General features: G+C 71.9%; 12 protein-coding genes. 5 read left to right on the forward strand and 7 right to left on the reverse strand.

What is annotated here, in order from left to right; translation table 11 throughout:
- The first annotated feature begins 117 nt into the window (after nucleotides 1-117).
- On the forward strand, nucleotides 118-3,432 hold the full coding sequence (locus tag ACYBSK_RS06990; RefSeq protein ID WP_460245515.1) for an AfsR/SARP family transcriptional regulator: 3,315 nt from the start codon (nucleotides 118-120) through the stop codon (nucleotides 3,430-3,432).
- A gap of 51 nt (nucleotides 3,433-3,483) precedes the next feature.
- Here ACYBSK_RS06990 and ACYBSK_RS06995 read toward each other — a convergent pair whose 3' ends face one another.
- From ACYBSK_RS06995 to ACYBSK_RS07010, 4 genes are all read right to left on the reverse strand, one after another.
- On the reverse strand, nucleotides 3,484-4,323 hold the full coding sequence (locus tag ACYBSK_RS06995; protein ID WP_460245516.1) for an ABC transporter permease: 840 nt from the start codon (nucleotides 4,321-4,323) through the stop codon (nucleotides 3,484-3,486).
- A complete protein-coding gene (locus tag ACYBSK_RS07000) occupies nucleotides 4,320-5,348 on the reverse strand; it encodes an ATP-binding cassette domain-containing protein (protein WP_460245517.1) in 1,029 nt (342 codons plus the stop codon). Before ACYBSK_RS07000 ends, ACYBSK_RS06995 begins: the two co-directional genes overlap by 4 nt.
- A gap of 179 nt (nucleotides 5,349-5,527) precedes the next feature.
- On the reverse strand, nucleotides 5,528-6,196 hold the full coding sequence (locus ACYBSK_RS07005) for a TetR/AcrR family transcriptional regulator (protein WP_460245518.1): 669 nt from the start codon (nucleotides 6,194-6,196) through the stop codon (nucleotides 5,528-5,530).
- A gap of 84 nt (nucleotides 6,197-6,280) precedes the next feature.
- A complete protein-coding gene (locus ACYBSK_RS07010) occupies nucleotides 6,281-7,888 on the reverse strand; it encodes a DHA2 family efflux MFS transporter permease subunit (protein ID WP_460245519.1) in 1,608 nt (535 codons plus the stop codon).
- A gap of 183 nt (nucleotides 7,889-8,071) precedes the next feature.
- Between ACYBSK_RS07010 and panB the strand changes: the two genes are divergently transcribed.
- From panB to ACYBSK_RS07025, 3 genes are all read left to right on the forward strand, one after another.
- On the forward strand, nucleotides 8,072-8,941 hold the full coding sequence (gene panB, locus ACYBSK_RS07015) for a 3-methyl-2-oxobutanoate hydroxymethyltransferase (RefSeq protein ID WP_457475989.1): 870 nt from the start codon (nucleotides 8,072-8,074) through the stop codon (nucleotides 8,939-8,941).
- 422 nt (nucleotides 8,942-9,363) lie between these two features.
- Complete coding sequence (locus ACYBSK_RS07020; protein WP_457475990.1) at nucleotides 9,364-10,371, forward strand: endonuclease/exonuclease/phosphatase family protein; 1,008 nt, start codon at nucleotides 9,364-9,366, stop codon at nucleotides 10,369-10,371.
- 124 nt (nucleotides 10,372-10,495) lie between these two features.
- Nucleotides 10,496-11,713 carry an MFS transporter gene (locus ACYBSK_RS07025; protein WP_460245520.1) on the forward strand — a complete coding sequence of 406 codons (1,218 nt, stop codon included), beginning with the start codon at nucleotides 10,496-10,498 and terminating at the stop codon, nucleotides 11,711-11,713.
- Between the two features lie 43 nt (nucleotides 11,714-11,756).
- On the opposite strand, the gene ACYBSK_RS07030 is transcribed toward ACYBSK_RS07025, so the two are convergent.
- Nucleotides 11,757-13,373 carry a multicopper oxidase family protein gene (locus ACYBSK_RS07030; protein ID WP_460245521.1) on the reverse strand — a complete coding sequence of 539 codons (1,617 nt, stop codon included), beginning with the start codon at nucleotides 13,371-13,373 and terminating at the stop codon, nucleotides 11,757-11,759.
- A 58-nt stretch (nucleotides 13,374-13,431) separates the two neighbouring features.
- Nucleotides 13,432-13,860 carry a DUF6153 family protein gene (locus tag ACYBSK_RS07035; protein ID WP_460245522.1) on the reverse strand — a complete coding sequence of 143 codons (429 nt, stop codon included), beginning with the start codon at nucleotides 13,858-13,860 and terminating at the stop codon, nucleotides 13,432-13,434.
- A gap of 70 nt (nucleotides 13,861-13,930) precedes the next feature.
- On the opposite strand from ACYBSK_RS07035, the gene ACYBSK_RS07040 reads away from it, so the two are divergent.
- A complete protein-coding gene (locus tag ACYBSK_RS07040; protein WP_460245523.1) occupies nucleotides 13,931-15,373 on the forward strand; it encodes an APC family permease in 1,443 nt (480 codons plus the stop codon).
- Nucleotides 15,374-15,424: 51 nt separating this feature from the next.
- On the opposite strand, the gene ACYBSK_RS07045 is transcribed toward ACYBSK_RS07040, so the two are convergent.
- Nucleotides 15,425-17,368, reverse strand: coding sequence for a S53 family peptidase (locus ACYBSK_RS07045; RefSeq protein ID WP_460245524.1), 1,944 nt, complete (start codon nucleotides 17,366-17,368; stop codon nucleotides 15,425-15,427).
- Nucleotides 17,369-17,388: the final 20 nt, after the last annotated feature.

Consider the following 17,388-nt stretch of genomic DNA (forward strand, 5'->3'; position numbering starts at 1 on the left):
TGACCGGCCCACCGAAGGTACTCGCTGTCTGCGGGAAACGTGTCGCGATACGGCGGGAGTTCCGGTCGGGCCAGGTGTCCGGCGCGGGTGCGTCCGGGCAGCGGGGAGAATGGACGCGTGCGCTACCGCATCCTCGGCACCACCCAGGCAGTCCACGACGACGGCACGGCCGTCCCGGTCGGTGGGGCGCGGTTGCGTGCCCTGCTCACGGTGCTCGCGCTGCGGGCCGGGCGGGTGGTGCCCCTGTCCCTTCTCGTCGACGAGGTGTGGGGCGACGAGCCGCCCGCGGACGCGGCGGGGGCGTTGCAGGCGCTGGTCGGGCGGCTGCGCAGGGCGTTGGGGGCGGAGACGGTCGCCTCGGCGGAGGGCGGCTACCGGCTGGCCGCCACCGCCGACGACGTCGACCTGTTCCGGTTCGAGCGGCTGACCGGGGACGGGGTGCGGGCCCTCGCGGACGGGGACGCGGGCAAGGCGCTCCACCTCCTCGACGACGCGCTCGCGCTGTGGCGTGGGCCGGTGCTCGCCGATCTTCCCGATCGGGGGGTGGAGGCGGTGCGGTGGGACGCGCGGTGGCTGGACGCGCGGCGGGCGCGGCTTGCCGCGTATCTGGAACTCGACCGTGCGTCGGAGGCGCTGCCGGAGCTGACGTCCCTGTGTGAGGTGCATCCGTTGGATGAGCCGTTGCAGGTGTTGCGGTTGAGGGCGTTGCGGGGTGCGGGGCGGGGGGCGGAGGCGTTGGTGGCGTACGAGGGGGTGCGGCGGGGGTTGGCGGATGCGCTTGGGGTGGACCCCGGGCCGGAACTTCTTGCGCTGCACCAGGAGTTGCTGGCCCCCGCGGCCCCCACGCCACGGGGCTCCGCCCCGGACCCCGCTGCTCAATCGCCGCAGGGGCTTGAAAAGCCGCAGGAAGGTGGGCTGGTGGGGAATTTGCGGGTGCGGCTTACCTCGTTCGTTGGGCGGGAGGGGGATCTTGAGGCCATTCGGGGGGAGCTCGGGCGGGGGCGGCTGGTGACGCTGCTCGGGCCCGGCGGCGCCGGGAAGACGCGGCTTTCGCAGGAGGCCGCGGAGGGCCTCGCACCGGCATCCGCCCCGGACGGGGTGTGGCTCGCCGAGCTGGCTCCGGTGAGTGACCCGGCGGCCGTCCCGGAGGCCGTCGTCAGCGCCCTCGGCGCCCGGCAGACGGTGCTGCGCGGCGCCGGCGCCGAAGAGCTCCGCGTCGTCGGCGACCGCCAGGGCGACGACCCTCTCGTACGCCTCGTGGAGCACTGCGAGGGGCGGCAACTCGTCCTCGTTCTCGACAACTGCGAGCACGTCGTCGACGCCGCCGCCGCGCTCGCCGAGAACCTCCTCGCGCACTGCCCCGGCGTCACGATCCTCGCCACCAGCCGCGAACCCCTCGGCGTACCGGGTGAGTCGCTGTACCCCGTCGAACCTCTCCCGGAGCCGTACGCGCTGCGGCTGTTCGGGGAGCGCGGCGCCGCCGTCCGGCCCGGGTTCGCTCCCGACCAGGACCCGGAGGCCGTCAGCGAGATCTGCCGCCGCCTCGACGGCCTGCCGCTCGCCATCGAACTCGCCGCGGCGCGCCTGCGCATGCTCACGCCCCGCCAGATCGCCGACCGCCTCGACGACCGCTTCCGCCTGCTCACCTCCGGCGCCCGCACCGCCCTGCCCCGCCAGCAGACGCTGCGCGCGGTCGTCGACTGGTCCTGGGAACTGCTCGACGGGCCCGAGCGCGCCACCCTCGCCCGTCTCTCCGTGTTCAGCGGCGGCTGCGACCTGCCCGCCGCCGAGGCGGTCTGCGGCCCGGACGCGCTCGACACCCTGGCCTCCCTCGTCGACAAGTCGCTCGTGGTCGCCGCCCCGGAGGACGACGAGCACGGCGGCGGCATGCGCTACCGGCTCCTCGAAACCGTCTCGGAGTACGCCGGGGACCGCCTCGACGAGTCCGGCGACCGCGCGGACGCCGAGCGCGCCCACCTCGCGTACTACCGCGAACTCGCCCGCACCACCGACCCGTTGCTCCGCGGCGGCGGCCAGCGCGCCGCCATCGCCCGCATCGAGCGGGACTACGAGAACCTGCGCACGGCCCTGCGGCACGCCGTCGCCGCCCGCGACGAGCAGGAGGCGTACTGCCTCGTGCTGTCCCTGTCCTGGTTCTGGCAGATGCGGGACCTGCGCGTCGACGCCCGTACGTGGACGGGGGAGGCGGCTGCGCTCGGCCCGGACCCGTTCGCCGGTCCCGGCAGCCCCGCCCCGCCCGTGTTCCAGCGCTGCACCGACGTACCGCCCCCGCTGACCGGCGAGCTCCTCGAAGAAGCGCGCCGCCAGGTCCATCTGTGCCGGCTCGGCTACATGGACATGGAGATGGACCGCTGGCAGACCGATGAGGGCCAGGCCCGGCTGCGCGCCGTCATCGACACCTACCGCGCCGACCTCCCGCAGGCCTGCCGCCCGCCCGGCAACATCTGGTACTTCGCCGTCCTGATGACCGGCGACATGGAGCGGCTTCAGGAACTCGCCGACGTGTCCACGCGCACCTGCCGCGAACTCGGCTACGACTGGGAGCTGGCCCTCATCCTCCAGATGCGGGCCAACATCTTCGCCAACCGCACCGAGTGGGCCGAGGAGGGACTCGCGGACGCCGACGAGTCGCTGGCCCTGTTCAGCCGCCTCGGCGACGAGTGGGGCACGGCCGAGGCGCTGTCCGCGCGCGGGGAGGCGTACGAGAAGCTCGGCCGGTTCCAGGACGCGGCCGACGACTACACGCGGGCCCGCGAGGTCGCCGTCAGCATGGGCGCGCACTCCCAGGCGACGATCCTCCAGGTCCGGCTGGGGCAGGCGCGCATCGAGCAGGGGGACGCCGAGGAGGGCGAGGCGCTGCTGTGGGAGTCGCTGGCGGACGGCCGCCGGCACACCAACGAGTCCCGGCCCGCGGCCCGGCTGTTCCTGGTCTCCTACCTCGTCTCGGTCGGCCGCGCCACCGAGGCTCGTGAGCAACTGGAGCTGCTGCGCGCCGAGTTCAGGGTCGCGCAGGTCGGGTTCTTCCACGGCATGACCATCGGCATGGAGGCGATGATCGACGTCGTCGAGGGGCGGACCGAGGACGCCGTCACGAACGTGCGCACCTGCCTCCAGGTCGCGAAGGACCCGCTGTCCGTGCTCGTCATGCCGCACCTGGTGGGGCTCCATCTGGTCACGGCGGCCCGCGCCCTGGCCCAGCGGGCCGGGGAGGGCGACGCACGCGACGCCGCGCGGCTCCTCGGCGCCGCCGACGCGGCGACCCCCGAGGGCCACCGGCCCGCCCTGCTGGAACGCGACTGGCGCGCGGACGCCGAGAGGGCCGTCCGCGCGGGGCTCGATCCGGTGGCGTACGACCGGGCGTACGAGGAGGGCGGCGGCCTCTCCTTGGAGGAGGCCACCGCCCTGCTGTGACGTATGACGCGTCGAACCGTCTGAACCGCCGGGACCGGGGTCCGCAGGGGGTCAGCTCTGCTTGGTGAACTTGCGGATCGCGACCGGCGCCATCACGGCGGTGATCAGCAGCGACCAGGCGACCGTCACCCACACGTCGTGGGCGGCGGGGCCGCCGACCATCAGGCCGCGGCAGGCGTCGGCGAGCGTCGACATCGGGTTCCAGTCGGTGAACGCCTGGAGCCAGCCCGGCATCGACTGCGTCGGCGCGAAGATCGACGAGCCGAACTGCAACGGCATCATCACCAGGAAGCCCATGGCCTGCACGGCCTGCGCGGTCTTCATGGTGACGCCGAGCGTCAGGAAGATCCACATGATGGAGGAACCGAACAGCGCGGTCAGCCCGAACGCGGCGAGCAGACCTCCCCAGTTGGTGATGTCGAAGCCGACGAGCAGCGCGACGATCATCAGGATCGTGGTGGCGACGAGCAGCCTCAGCAGCTCGACGGAGACCTTGGCCATGAGGACCGAACCGCGCCCGATGGGCAGCGTCCGGAACCGGTCCATGATGCCCTTGTGGAAGTCCTCGTTGAAGCCGGTTCCCACGCCCTGCGCGATGTTCATGCTCATCATCGCGATCATGCCGGGGATCACGTACTGCACGTACGCGTCCTGGCCGCCGCCCATCGCGGCGCCGATGGAGCCGCCGAAGACGTACACGAACAGGAGCGTGAAGACGATCGGCATCAGCACGGCGTCGAACATCGACTCCGGGTCGTTGCGGATCCACAGCAGGTTGCGGCGTATCAGTGCGCCGGTGTGCCGGAGGTGGCCGCGCAGGCCGATCTTGGGGTCGGCCTCGACGGTGATCGTGGGGACCGCCGCGGTGGGGCTCAGGGTGGTGGCACTCATACGGCGGCCTCCTGGAGTTCGGGCCGGGCGTCCTGAGGTTCACAGACGGACGCCTTCTGGCCGGTGATGGACAGGAACACCTCGTCCAGGCTGGGCAGTTCGGAGCCGATCGAGGCGATCGTGATGCCGCGCGCGGTGACCGCGCCGACGACGGCGGTGAGCTGCTCGTCGCTGAGGACCGGGACCAGGACGGTGCCGGACTCGGCGTCCACCGTGGTGGTGGCGATGCCGGTGATGCCGAGGTCGTCCAGGGCGTTCGCGAGCGGGCGCAGCTCCAGCGGGTCGGCCGGGCGGATGCGCAGGGTGCGGCCGCCGACCTTCGCCTTCAGCTCCTCGATGCCGCCCTCGGCGATGACCCGGCCGCGGTCGATGACGGTGAGCTCGGAGGCCAGCTGCTCGGCCTCCTCCATGTACTGGGTGGTGAGCAGGACGGTGACGCCGTCGCGCACCATGCTCCGCACCTCGTCCCACACCTCGTTGCGGGTACGGGGGTCGAGGCCGGTCGTCGGCTCGTCCAGGTACAGGACGTGCGGGCGGCCGATCATCGACGCCGCGAGGTCGAGGCGGCGGCGCATGCCGCCGGAGTACGTCTTGGCGGGGCGGGTGGCGGCGTCGGTGAGGCTGAACCGCTCCAGGAGGCCGTCGGCGCGGGCCTTCGCCTCCTTGCGGGAGAGGTCGAGGAGCCGCCCGATCATGTACAGGTTCTCGCGGCCGGAGATCTTCTCGTCCACGGAGGCGTACTGGCCGGTGAGGCCGATCACGCGGCGCAGCTGGCGGGGCTGGTGCACGGCGTCGTAGCCGGCGACGACCGCCGTGCCGGCGTCGGGGGTGATCAGGGTGGACAGGCAGCGGACGAGGGTGGTCTTGCCGGCGCCGTTCGGGCCGAGTACGCCCATCACGGTGCCCTCGTGGACGTCCAGGTCCACGCCGTCCAGGGCCTTGGTCGTGCCGTAGTGCTTGACCAGGCCCCGGACGGACACGGCGACCGGGGGGCCGCTGGCGGGGTTCTTGTCGGTTCGCGTCATGACCTCAAGGTGTCAGGCGTCACCGACAGGCCGCCGACAGCTGACCGACATGGTGTGGCCGGCGCCGACATCTTGCTTTCAAGCCCCTGCGGCGTTTGAGCAGCGGGGTCCGGGGCGGAGCCCCGGGGGTCGGCCCGGGAGCCGCCTGCTCAATCGCCGCAGGGGCTTGAAAGGCCTGCTCAATCGCCGCAGGGGCCTGCGCGGAGGCCGGTCAGGATGGTGTCGACGATGCGTTCGGGGAGGTCCTCGGCGAGGGGCGCGTCGGAGCGCATGACCGTGCGCAGCAGCATCGGGCCGGTGAAGAGATCCGCCGCGAACTCCACATCCGTGCCCGCCGGCAGCTCACCCTCCGCGACGCCCCTGCGCACCACGTCGTGCGTCGCCCGCCGCCGCGGATCGACCACCAGCTCGTGGTACGCGTCCCAGAGTTTCGGCAGGGTCTTCATCTGCGCGAGGACGTTGTGCAGCAGCGCGGAGGTGCGCATGTTGAGGCCGCGTCTGCGCATGTGCTCCAGGAGCCGGACGAGGTCGTCGCGCATCGAGGTGCCGGGCAGGTCCGCGGGGTCGGGTTCCTCGATGGTGGCGACGACGTCGACGAAGAGTTCCTCCTTGCCGCTCCACCGCCGGTAGATCGTCGCCTTGCCGACCCCGGCCGTGCGGGCGATGCGTTCGATGGACAGCTCGGTGAGCGGCACGCCCTGTTCGAGGAGCTGGATGACGCCCTCGATGATCGCCTGCTCGACGGCCTCACTGCGCGGACGCCCCCGCGCGGGCACGGTCGGCGCCGGGTCCCCGGAGGTCCTGCGCCGCCGCGACTGCCGCTCGGCCCGTTCCGTGCCCGCGTCCACCGCACTCCGCCTTTCACCACGCCCCGGGGCCCGCCGCCGCGGCCGGCCCCGGCGCATTCTCTCAACCGGCCGGTCAGTGCCGGATCAGTGGCCCGCGCCGACCGTCTCCGGCTGCTCGCCGCTCTGCCCGGCGGGCGGGTCCTTGGGCTTGCGGGGCAGGAACAGGCCGGTGAGGACGGCGCTCAGCAGCGCGACCCCCGCACCGCACAGGGCGGTGATGTGCATGGCGTGCACGAAGGAGTCGTTGGCCGCGCCGACCAGCGCCTCGCCGCGCGGCCCGAGTTTCTGAGCGACGCCGAGCGTGGCCTCGATGGAGGCGCCCGCCGCGTCGCGGAGCCCGGCGGGCAGCGGCAGCAGCTGGTCCTCGATGCCGTTCTTGTACGCGGTGGACAGCACGGAGCCGAGCACGGCGATGCCGAGGGCGCCGCCGACCTGGCGGAACGTATTGCTGAGCGCGGAGGCCGAACCCGCCTTCTCGCGCGGCAGCGACTGCATGATGACCACGCTGGTCGGCGTCATGACGTGGGCCATCCCCGTACCCATGAAGAAGAAGATGACCTCCATGATCCAGATCGGGGTGTCCTGGTCGAGCAGGGTGAACGCGGCGAGCATGGCCGCGAGCAGCACCAGGCCGCCGGTCGTGGTGACGCGCACCCCGAGCCGGTCGACGACGAGCCGGGCGCGCGGCGCGAAGATCAGCTGGGCGGCGGCGAGCGGCAGCAGGAACGCGCCGGTCTGCAACGGCGAGTAGCCGCGCACGCTCTGGATGTAGAAGGAGGCGAAGAACGTGACGCCCATCATCGCGAAGAAGACGAGCGCGATACCGGCCATGGCGGCCGAGAACACCTTGTCCTTGAAGTAGTTGACGTCGAACGACGGGTGGTCGCTGCGCTTCTCGTACAGCACGAAGGCGACCAGGACGGCGAGGCCCGCGGCGATGGTGCCGAGCACGGAGGCGCCGGTGAAGTCGCCCTCGTCGCCGCCCTTGATGATCCCGTAGACGAGCAGCACGAGACCGACGATGGACAGCGCGACGCCGACGAGGTCGATGCGGCCGGGCTTCGGGTCCTTGGAGTCGGGGACGAGCGCGAGCATCAGCGCGATGGCGATGATCACGATCGGCACGTTCACGAGGAAGACCGAGCCCCACCAGAAGTGGTCGAGGAGCAGGCCGCCGGTGATCGGTCCGATGGCGATGGCGAGGCCGACGCCGCCGGCCCAGATGCCGATGGCCTTCGGCTGCTCGTCGCGCTCGAAGACGTTCATCAGGACGGCGAGCGTGGCCGGCATGACGAAGGCGGCGCCGAGGCCCATCACCGCGCGGAACGCGATGAGCTGGGCCGGTGTGCCGGACTCGGCGGCGAGCGCGGAGCCGATGCCGAAGACGACGAGGCCGCCGATGAGGACCTTCTTGCGCCCGATGCGGTCGCCGAGCAGTCCCGCGGTGAACAGCAGACCGGCGAAGACGAGCGTGTACGCGTTGATGGCCCATTCGAGCTCGCTCTGCGAGGCGCCGATGCCGATGGGCTCGGGGGTCGAGATCGTCTTGATCGCGACGTTCAGGATCGAGTTGTCGAGGACGACGATCAGCAGGCTCAGCATGAGCACGCCGAGGATCGCCCAGCGGCGGCGGTGCACGGACTCGGGTATCCGGGGAACCCGGGAGTCCTCGAAGGCGGCAGGAGAGGTCATGGGACCGACCCTAGACCCATTTCGATACGGAACCGTCTCGTATTGAAAGTAACGGGGAAAGCCTTGCCGAGGCTTTACCGGAGCGCCGGGGGCCTGGCGCGGGAGCGGCACGCGGTGCCACCATGGAGGTGATCCGGGGACGCCGTGAGGGCGCCTCGAGACGACATGAATGGAGCCGTTGCGATGACGCAACAGACAGAGCTTTCGGCTGCCCGCAAGGAACCTCGCTCGAACGCGCTGTACGGAGGCAAGGGCACGCGCCGTGTCACGGTGCGGGACATCGGACTCGCCAAGGAGCGGGCCGAGAAGTGGCCCATGCTCACGGCGTACGACGCGATGACGGCGTCGGTCTTCGACGAGGCCGGGATCCCCGTGATGCTGGTCGGCGACTCGGCGGGCAACTGCCACCTCGGGTACGACACGACGGTGCCGGTGACCCTCGACCAGATGGTGCTGCTGTCGGCGGCGGTCGTACGGGGCACCTCCCGCGCCCTGATCGTCGGCGACCTCCCCTTCGGCTCGTACCAGGAGGGGCCGACGCAGGCGCTGCGTTCGGCGATGCGCCTGGTGAAGGAGGCCGGGGTCCAAGCGGTGAAGCTGGAGGGCGGCGAACGCTCCCACGACCAGATCAAGCTCCTCGTCGACGCCGGTATCCCCGTCATGGCGCACATCGGCCTCACCCCGCAGTCCGTGAACACCCAGGGCTACCGGGTGCAGGGGCGCGGCGAGGAGGCGGCGCAGCAGTTGCTGCGCGACGCCAAGGCCGTGCAGGACGCGGGTGCGTTCGCGGTGGTCCTGGAACTGGTGCCGGCGGAGCTGGCGGCCGAGGTCACGCGGACCCTGCACATTCCGACCGTCGGGATCGGGGCGGGGGCCGGTACGGACGCGCAGGTCCTGGTCTGGACGGACGCGCTGGGCCTCACGGGTGGGAAGATGCCGCGCTTCGTGAAGCAGTACGCGGATCTGCGGGGTGTGATGTCCGATGCGGCGAAGGCGTTTGCGGAGGACGTCGTCGGCGGAACGTTCCCTCAGGAGGAGCACTCCGTCCACTGAGCCAACCCGGTACGACCGCGGCCCGCCGACTTCCCCCATCGGCGGGCCGCGCTGCGCTCCGCGGGTCATCCGGTGGGGTGGTTGCGCGTTTCAAGCCCCTGCGGCGTTTGAGCAGCGGGGTCCGGGGCGGAGCCCCGGGGGTCGGCCCGGGAGCCGCGTGCTCAATCGCCGCAGGGGCTTGAAAGACCTGCTCAAACGCCGCAGGGGCTTGAAAGGCAGGGGCTTAGATGGCGGGGCTCGCCTCGGAGGGGAGGTGTAACGGTGTGCGGGTTTTGTCACAGGGTGGGGTTTGGGGCAGCGACCCGGAACTCGGAGAGCCACCGCACACGTCCCCGTGACAGTAGACGCACGGAAACCCCCTGCTCATCGCCTACTGTTTCGGGCGGGGGCAGCGGCACGGCAGGCAGTGAGGCGACAAGGGCATGGCGCAGGCGTACAACGGCGGCGACAACAGCACCGGACCGGGAGCCCGGCTCCGACGCCAGGCCCGCAGGCTGCGCAACGACCCCGGCTACTGGCGCCGCGGCATCGTCCTCGCGGTCCTGGCGATCCTCCTCGCACTGGTCATGGTGCTGCACGCCCAGATCCCCAACACCGTCGGCAACCTCGGTTCCCTGACCGAGACCTTCCTGCCGTGGCTGGGCCTCTTCGTCCCGGTGCTGCTGGTCCTGGGCCTCGTCCGGAGGTCGGCGACCGCCGTGATCGCTGTGCTGGCCCCGGCGATCGTCTGGTTCAACCTCTTCGGCGGGCTGCTCACCGACAAGACCGGCAGCGGCGGCGACCTCACCGTCGTCACGCACAACGTCAACGCGGAGAACGCCGACCCGGCCGGCACCGCGAAGGACGTCGCCGCGTCCGGGGCGCAGGTCATCGCCCTGGAGGAGGTGACGACCGAGGCGCTGCCGACGTACCGCGAGACGCTCGCGGACGCCTACCCGTACCACACGGTCCAGGGCACGGTCGGCCTGTGGAGCAAGTACCCGCTGTCGGACGCCAGGGCCGTCGACATCAAGCTCGGCTGGAAGCGGGCGCTGCGCGCGACCGTCGCGACGCCCGCGGGCAAGGTCGCGGTGTACGTCGCGCACCTGCCGTCGGTGCGGGTGAAGGTCGACTCCGGGTTCACCGCGAGCCAGCGCGACGAGAGCGCGGACGCGCTCGGCGAGGCGATCGCCGACGAGACCCTCGGCAAGGTCGTCCTGCTCGGCGACCTCAACGGCACGATGAACGACCGCGCCCTGAACGGGGTCACCGCGCAGATGCGCTCCACGCAGGGCGCGGCGGGCTCCGGCTTCGGATTCAGCTGGCCGGCCGCTTTCCCCATGGCCCGGATCGACCAGATCATGGTCAAGGGCGTGGAGCCGGTCTCCTCGTGGTCGCTGCCGCGGACCGGGAGCGACCACCTGCCGATCGCGGCGCGGGTCGAGGTCTGACGCCCAGCGGTCCACCACTTGTCACGGCGCTTTAACCTCACGGAATAGTCGACGGTCCAGGCTTTGTTCCGCACGTAAACTTATTTCTCCCGTACGTACGCCGTCGCTATCCGAAAGTTGCTCCATGCCCCTCGCCCTGCTCGCGCTCGCCGTGGGCGCCTTCGGCATCGGCACGACCGAGTTCGTCATCATGGGCCTGCTGCCCAACGTCGCCGACGACCTGCACATCTCGATCCCCTCCGCCGGGCACCTCGTCTCCGCGTACGCGCTCGGCGTCGTCATCGGCGCGCCGCTGCTCGCCGCGGTCACCGCGCGGCTGCCGCGCCGCCGGGTCCTCATCGGCCTGATGGTCCTCTTCGTCGTCGGCAACGCGGTCTCGGCGGCGGCCCCCGACTACCACTCGCTCATGCTCGCCCGGTTCGTCAGCGGACTGCCGCACGGCGCGTTCTTCGGCGTCGGCGCGGTGGTCGCCACCTCGCTCGTCGCGCCGGAGCGCAAGGCCCGCGCGGTGTCCATGGTCTTCCTCGGCCTGACCATCGCCAACATCGTCGGGGTGCCCGTCGGCACGGCCGTCGGCCAGCACCTGGGCTGGCGGGCCACCTTCCTCGCGGTCAGCGTGATCGGCCTCGCCGCCATCGCCTGCCTGCTCGCGTTCGTCCCGGCCGACCACGGGCACGGCACGGCGGTGGGGGTGCGCGGCGAGCTGCGGGCCCTGGGCTCGCTGCCCGTCTGGCTGGCGCTCGCCACGACCGTGGTCGGCATGGGCGCCCTGTTCTCGGCCTACAGCTACATCACACCGATGCTCACGGACGCCGCCGGATTCGCGGAGTCGAGCGTGACGATGCTGCTCGCGCTGTTCGGAGTGGGCGCGACGGTCGGCAACCTGATGGGCGGCCGCCTCGCGGACCGTTCGCTGCGGGCCACGCAGTTCGGTGGCATGGCCTCGCTCGGCGTGGTGCTGCTGCTCTTCCCGCTGCTGATGCGCACGGAAGTGGGCGCGGCGCTCGCGGTGCTGCTGCTGGGCATGGCGGCCTTCACCTCCGCCTCGCCCCTCCAGCTGATGGTCATGGAGAAGGCCTCGGCGGCGCCCTCCCTCGCCTCCTCCGCCAACCAGGCCGCCTTCAACCTGGCCAACGCCGGCGGCGCCTGGATCGGCGGCCTCGCCCTGGCGGCTGGCTTCAGCGCGACGTCCCCCGCGGTGGCGGGCGCCGCCCTCGTCGTCCTCGGCCTGGGCGTCGCCTCGGTGGCGTACGCGGTGGACCGCGGCCGTGCCACGACGAAGGCCGGTCGCCTGGTGGCCACGCACGTACCGACGGACGAGCACGAGTCGGCGCGGCACTGAAGCAGGCGGGCGGGGCACCGGCCGGTGCCCCGCCCCACCGCGGTCAGGCCCGGTACCCCAGGACCGTCATCATCCCCGCCTCCGAGTGGTACACGTTGTGGCAGTGGACCATCCACAGGCCCGGGTTGTCCGCGTCGAAGTCCACCGTGAGCGTGCCGTTCGGGAGGACGACCGCCGTGTCCTTGCGGGGGCCGCCCGCGACGTTCGCCAGGGAGAACGTGTGGCCGTGCAGGTGGACCGGGTGCCACATCGACGTCGAGTTGGCGAAGACGAGGCGCACCCGCTCACCCGCCCGCACCGGATGGCGCTGATCCGGGTCGTACGGTTTCTTGTCGAACGCCCAGTCGTACCTCGCCATCCCGCCGGTCAGCCGCAGCCGCACCGTGCGGTCCGGCTCGCGGGAGGACAGGGCCACCGAGTCGTCCGCGCGCAGCCTGTCCGCCGTGAGGAGACGGCCGTCCAGCTCCGAAGGGCGGACCGTGGCCTTCGGCGCCGCGCCCGGACCCGTACGCAGCACCGCCATCCCCGACGCCTTCTTGCCCTCCGCCAGCGCCGTCAGCGGGAACACCCCGTCGCCGACCGTGACCAGCACGTCGTAGCGCTCGCCCATCCCGAGCAGCAGCGCGTCCGTCCTCGCGTGCCGCACCGGGAAGCCGTCCGTGTGCGTCACCGTCATCTCGTGGCCGCCGAGCGCGACGCGGAACGCCGTGTCGCCGCCCGCGTTGACGAACCGGATGCGGACGCGGTCTCCGGGGCGGGCCTGGAAGGCCGAAGGGGCGTCCGGCGTACGGCCGTTGACCAGGTAGTACGGGTACTTCACGTCGCCCGCGTCGCCGCCCAGCAGATCGCTCGACGCGCCCATCATCATGCGGGGCGGGCCGCCCTTCGAGGGCGCGGGTGACGTCTCCTCGCGGGGCGCGCTCATCGACATGCCGTGCATCCCCGGCATGTCGTGGCCCGAGTGGCCGCCCCCGTGGCCCATCCCCGCGCGCAGTTCCTCCAGCACGGCGTCCGGTGTCGAGCCGTCCACCCCGTCGACCCAGTCGTCGAGGACGACCACCCACTCCTTGTCGTAGGAGAGCGGCTCCTTGGGGTCCTCCACGATCAGCGGCGCGTACAGGCCGCGGTCCTGCTGCGTGCCCGAGTGCGGGTGGAACCAGTACGTGCCGGGGTGCGCGACCTTGAAGCGGTACGTGAAGTCGGCGCCAGGCGCGATCGACTTCTGGGTCAGGCCCGGTACGCCGTCCATGTCGTTGCGCAGCGCGATGCCGTGCCAGTGCAGGGACGTGGGTTCGGGCAGGTGGTTGGCGAGCGTGAGGGCGAGGGTGTCGCCCGCGGTGACGCGGACCTCCTCGCCGGGCAGTTCGCCGCCGTACGACCAGGACGTGACGGTGCGCGCGCCCAGGTCGAGCCGGGTCGCGGCGGCCGTGAGCCGCACCTCGCGGACCCGGCCGCCCGAGCCGCGCCTCTGCTCGGCGGCGGCGACCTCCCGGCCCACGGGGTCGACGTAGCCCCGCGGCGCGGCGCCGTTCGCGCCGTGGCCGCCGTGGCCCGACGGTGAACCGGAAGAGCAGGAGGCCAGGGCGCCGGTCCCGGCCGCGGCGATGGCCGCGCCGAGCACGGTGCGGCGTGTGGTGGTGCGCGGAGTCTCCTTGCGCATGGGTGTGCACCTCGCTGTCGATGAGGGTGGATTCAGGCGTGCGGAAGCGGGCGCAGGCCTAAATGCGCAGTACCGACAGCTGGGAGAGGAGTCTTCGGGGCGGGGGCGGGTTCGGCCGCTGGGCGCATCCGAGTCCCCGGGCGCGCGGGCCCGGCGCCACCGCCGTGAGCTGCGGTCGCAGCACCACCGCCGTCAGCAGCACGAGCAACGTGAACGAGCCGAGCACCGCCAGGCACACGTTCAGCGGGTCCATGCCGCCGTGGCCGGGGGAGTCGGGGCGCTCGTGCACGGCGGTCGTGGTGGTGGCGGTGCTGTGCGGGGAGTCGTGCCCGGCGATCGCGACGTGCGCGCTCGGCATCGCCCCGTCGAGCCCCGACCCGTGCTCCGACGGATGCCCCAACGTGTGCATGCAGACGATCCCGAAGAGCAGCGCGGCGAACAGCAGCAGCCGCTGCCCACGCCCCGTTCCGCCCGCCCTCCTCGCCATGCTGCGCACCCTACCCCCGCCCAGTATCCCGCGAGGTGCGCCCTCCCCGTCACGCACTGATCATTGGCGCATGACGACTGCGGACGATTCAGGGCGAACAGGAATGGCCGCGGACGACGGCACCCGCCGCCAGTTCATCTCCTGGGTCACCCTCGGCCTGATGACCACGGCCTCCGTCGCCAGCCTGCGGCCCTCGCCCTCCATGGCGCTCTACGGACTCGCCGCGGTCTTCCTCTACCTGCTCCCGGCCGTCGTCTTCCTGCTGCCCACCGCCCTCGTCGGCGCCGAACTGGCCTCCGGCTGGACGGGCGGCATCTACCGCTGGGTCAGCGAGGCGCTCGGCAAACCGCTCGGGTTCATCGCCGTGTGGTGCCAGTTCGCCATGACCATCGCGTACTACCCGAGCCTGCTCGCCTACGTGGCGTCCACCTTCGCGTACGTCATCCACCCGAGCCTCGCCGAGAACGGCCTGTACGTCGCGATCTGCATCGTCGTCCTGTACTGGGCGGGCGTGTACGTGAGTTCGCGCGGGACGAGGACCATCGCGGGCCTGTCGTCGCTCGGGCTCGTCATCGGCACGCTCGTCCCGGGCGTCGTGCTCGTCGTCCTCGGGATCGTCTTCCTCGGGCAGGGCAACCCGTCCGCCGCCCCGATGACCGCCGACCACTGGCTGCCGCCGTGGACGGGCCTCGCCAGCCTCGTCCTCATCGTCAACAACTTCCTGTCGTACGCGGGCATGGAGATGAACGGCGTCCACGTGTCGTCGCTGCGCAGCCCGCGCGCCGAGTACCCGCGCTCGATCTTCCTCGCCACCGGCCTCGTCCTGCTGATCTTCATCCTGCCCGCGCTCGCCATCAGCTGGGTGATGCCCGCCGAGCAACTCAGCCTGACCGCCGGTCTGATGCAGGCGTTCCAGGCGTTCTTCGACCACTTCGGGGTCGGCTGGCTGACGCGGATCGTCGGCGTGATGCTGGTGTGCGCGGCGCTCGGCGGCATGCTCACGTGGCTCGCGGGACCCGCGAAGGGACTCGTGCTGCTGTCCCGGCAGGAGGGCTATCTGCCGCCGTTCCTCCAGAAGTTCAACAAGTACGGCGTCCCGCAGAACGTCATGGTCGCGCAGGGCGTCCTGACCACCCTCATCGGCGTGCTCTACGCCTTCAGCGACAACGTCTCCAGCCAGTACTGGATGTTCTCCGTCATCACCATCCAGATTTACCTGGTGGCGTACCTGCTGATGTTCGTGGCCGTCGTGCGGTTGCGGCGCACGCAGCCGCACGTGCCGCGCGGCTTCGTCGTCCCGGCCGTCACCGCCGTCGCGGGCGTCGGGTTCGTGGCCTCGGTGCTCGCGCTCGTCATCGGGTTCGTACCGCCGGACCAGTACGACACCGGGCCGCTGTGGCGCTATCTGCTGATCGTGGGCGGCGGGCTGCTCGTCCTCGGCATCGCGGCGCCCGTCGCGTTCCTCACGTTCCGCAAGCCCAGCTGGATCCATCCGGACCACCGGGACGCGTGAGCCCCAGTGGCCCGGGTGAGCGCCCACCCGGACCACCAGGGCGTCCTTCGGTCAGCGGCGGTACGAGTTCACGTAACCCGGAGCCGGCGAGCCGACCCCCGTCACGTCGTCGTAGCCCCTGACGGCCTTGAGGGAGGCGTCCTTGCCGAGGCTGCGCACCGAGGTGAGCAGCCCCTCCGACGCGTCGTAGCTGTTGGCGTAGTCGACGCGGACCACGGCGAGGTCCTTGCCCGTCGGCCTGTCCACGACGTCGTGGTACTTCGCCGTGCCGTACCGGTCGTAGATCGCCGGATTGGCGAAGCCGAGCGCCTTGCCGCCGCCCGTCTGCTGCGCCAGCGCCTGCACGCCCGCGATCACCGGCGCGGCGAGCGAGGTGCCGCCGATGCGGTACTCGTCGTAGCCGAGCGAGCCGTCGGGCAGGGTCTGCGTCTGGCCCACCAGGAAGCCGGTGTTCGGGTCGGCGATGGCGCCGATGTCCGGAACGACGCGGTGGGCGCCGCCGTTCGCGCCCGCCAGCGCGTCCGGCACGACGCCCTTCTGGTAGTCGGGCTGCGCCACGGTGGCGCTGGTGCCGCCGCCCGCGCCCGAGGTGTACGCGCCGGGGAAGTCGGTCCAGCTCCCGCCGTCCGCCGCCAGGTTGGACTTCAGCGTGCCCCAGCCGGTCTCCCACTGGTACGTGTCGCCCTTGCCGACCGCGAGCGAGGTGCCGCCGACCGCCGTCACCCACGCCGAGTTGGCGGGCGTGTCGACCTGCTTCGTCCCCGTGGACGCGACGTTGTCGCCGTTGTCGCCGGAGGAGAAGTAGAAGCCGATGCCCTCGACGGCGCCCAGCTGGAACACCTGGTCGTAGGCGGCGGCCAGTTCGGGCGTCTGGTTGGCCTCGATGTCGCCCCAGGAGTTGGAGACGATGTCGGCGAGGTGCTTGTCGACGACCGTGCCGAGCGAGTCGAGCAGGTCGTCGTCGTAGCAGGAGGCCGCGCCCACGTACGTGATGTTCGCGGCGGGCGCCGTCGCGTGCACGGCCTCGACGTCGAGGGTCTCCTCGCCGTACCAGCCGGCCGCGTCGCACTCCTCGGTCCTCGTGTACTTCTTCGGCAGCACCTGCTTCAACTGCCCGCTGTTGTAGGGCGCGTCCCCGTGCTTCCTCGCGTACGTCGCCGCGTCCTTGGCGATGGTCGGCGAGGCGTACGCGTCGGTGATCGCGACCCGCACACCCTTGCCGGTCGCCCTGCCCGCTCCGTACGCGGCGCGCAGCTGCTTGCCGGTGTACCCCTTCGGCGCGTAGGGGACCTTGGTGCCGTACGCGTCCGGGAGCGTGGTCGCGGTGTTCGATCCGTAGTACGTGGAGAACGGGCCCGCGTTGCGGAACACGGCGCTCGGCGGCGGCAGTTGGTCCTGCTTCGTCGCCTTGTGCGGGGCGCTGTCGAGGCCGGTGACCGTGAGCACGGCGCCGTCGAGGGAGGCCGGGACGGTGGCGGCGGCGGACGGGGCGCGGTAGGTGTGCTTGCCCTTGGTGTAGTCGTGCAGCTGCGTGCCGAAGGCCTTCTCGGTGGCGGCGACGTCGCCGGACACGGAGAGGTAGCGCGCGGTGGAGCCGGTCACGGTCAGGCCGGATGACTTCAGCCAGGCCGTGACCCCGGCTATCTGCTCGCGGGTCGCCCCGAAGCGGCTGCGCGCCTCCTTGGCGCTCAGATACTTCTGGTACTGCTTCGACGGCGGGTCGGAGACGGCCTTCGCGTACGCCGCGAGGCCCTTGGCGTCCCGCCCGGCGAGGTAGACGCGCGCGGTGACCCTGCCGCCGTCCGCGGTGTCTCCCTGGTCGGCGGAGCCGGTGGCCCACAGCGGCTTCGTGCCGGAGAGCGGGTCGCGGCCGCTCTGCTGGGCGTGCGCCGGGGCGGCGAGGGCGAGGGCGCCGGCGAGCAGCGGCAGGGTGGCCGCGATGCTCAGGCCGGCTCTGGTGCGGCGTGTGCGGCGTGCGCCACGGTTGGATCTCATGGGGAACCCCCTGGATAGAG

It is taken from the genome of Streptomyces sp. BYX5S (assembly GCF_054724165.1).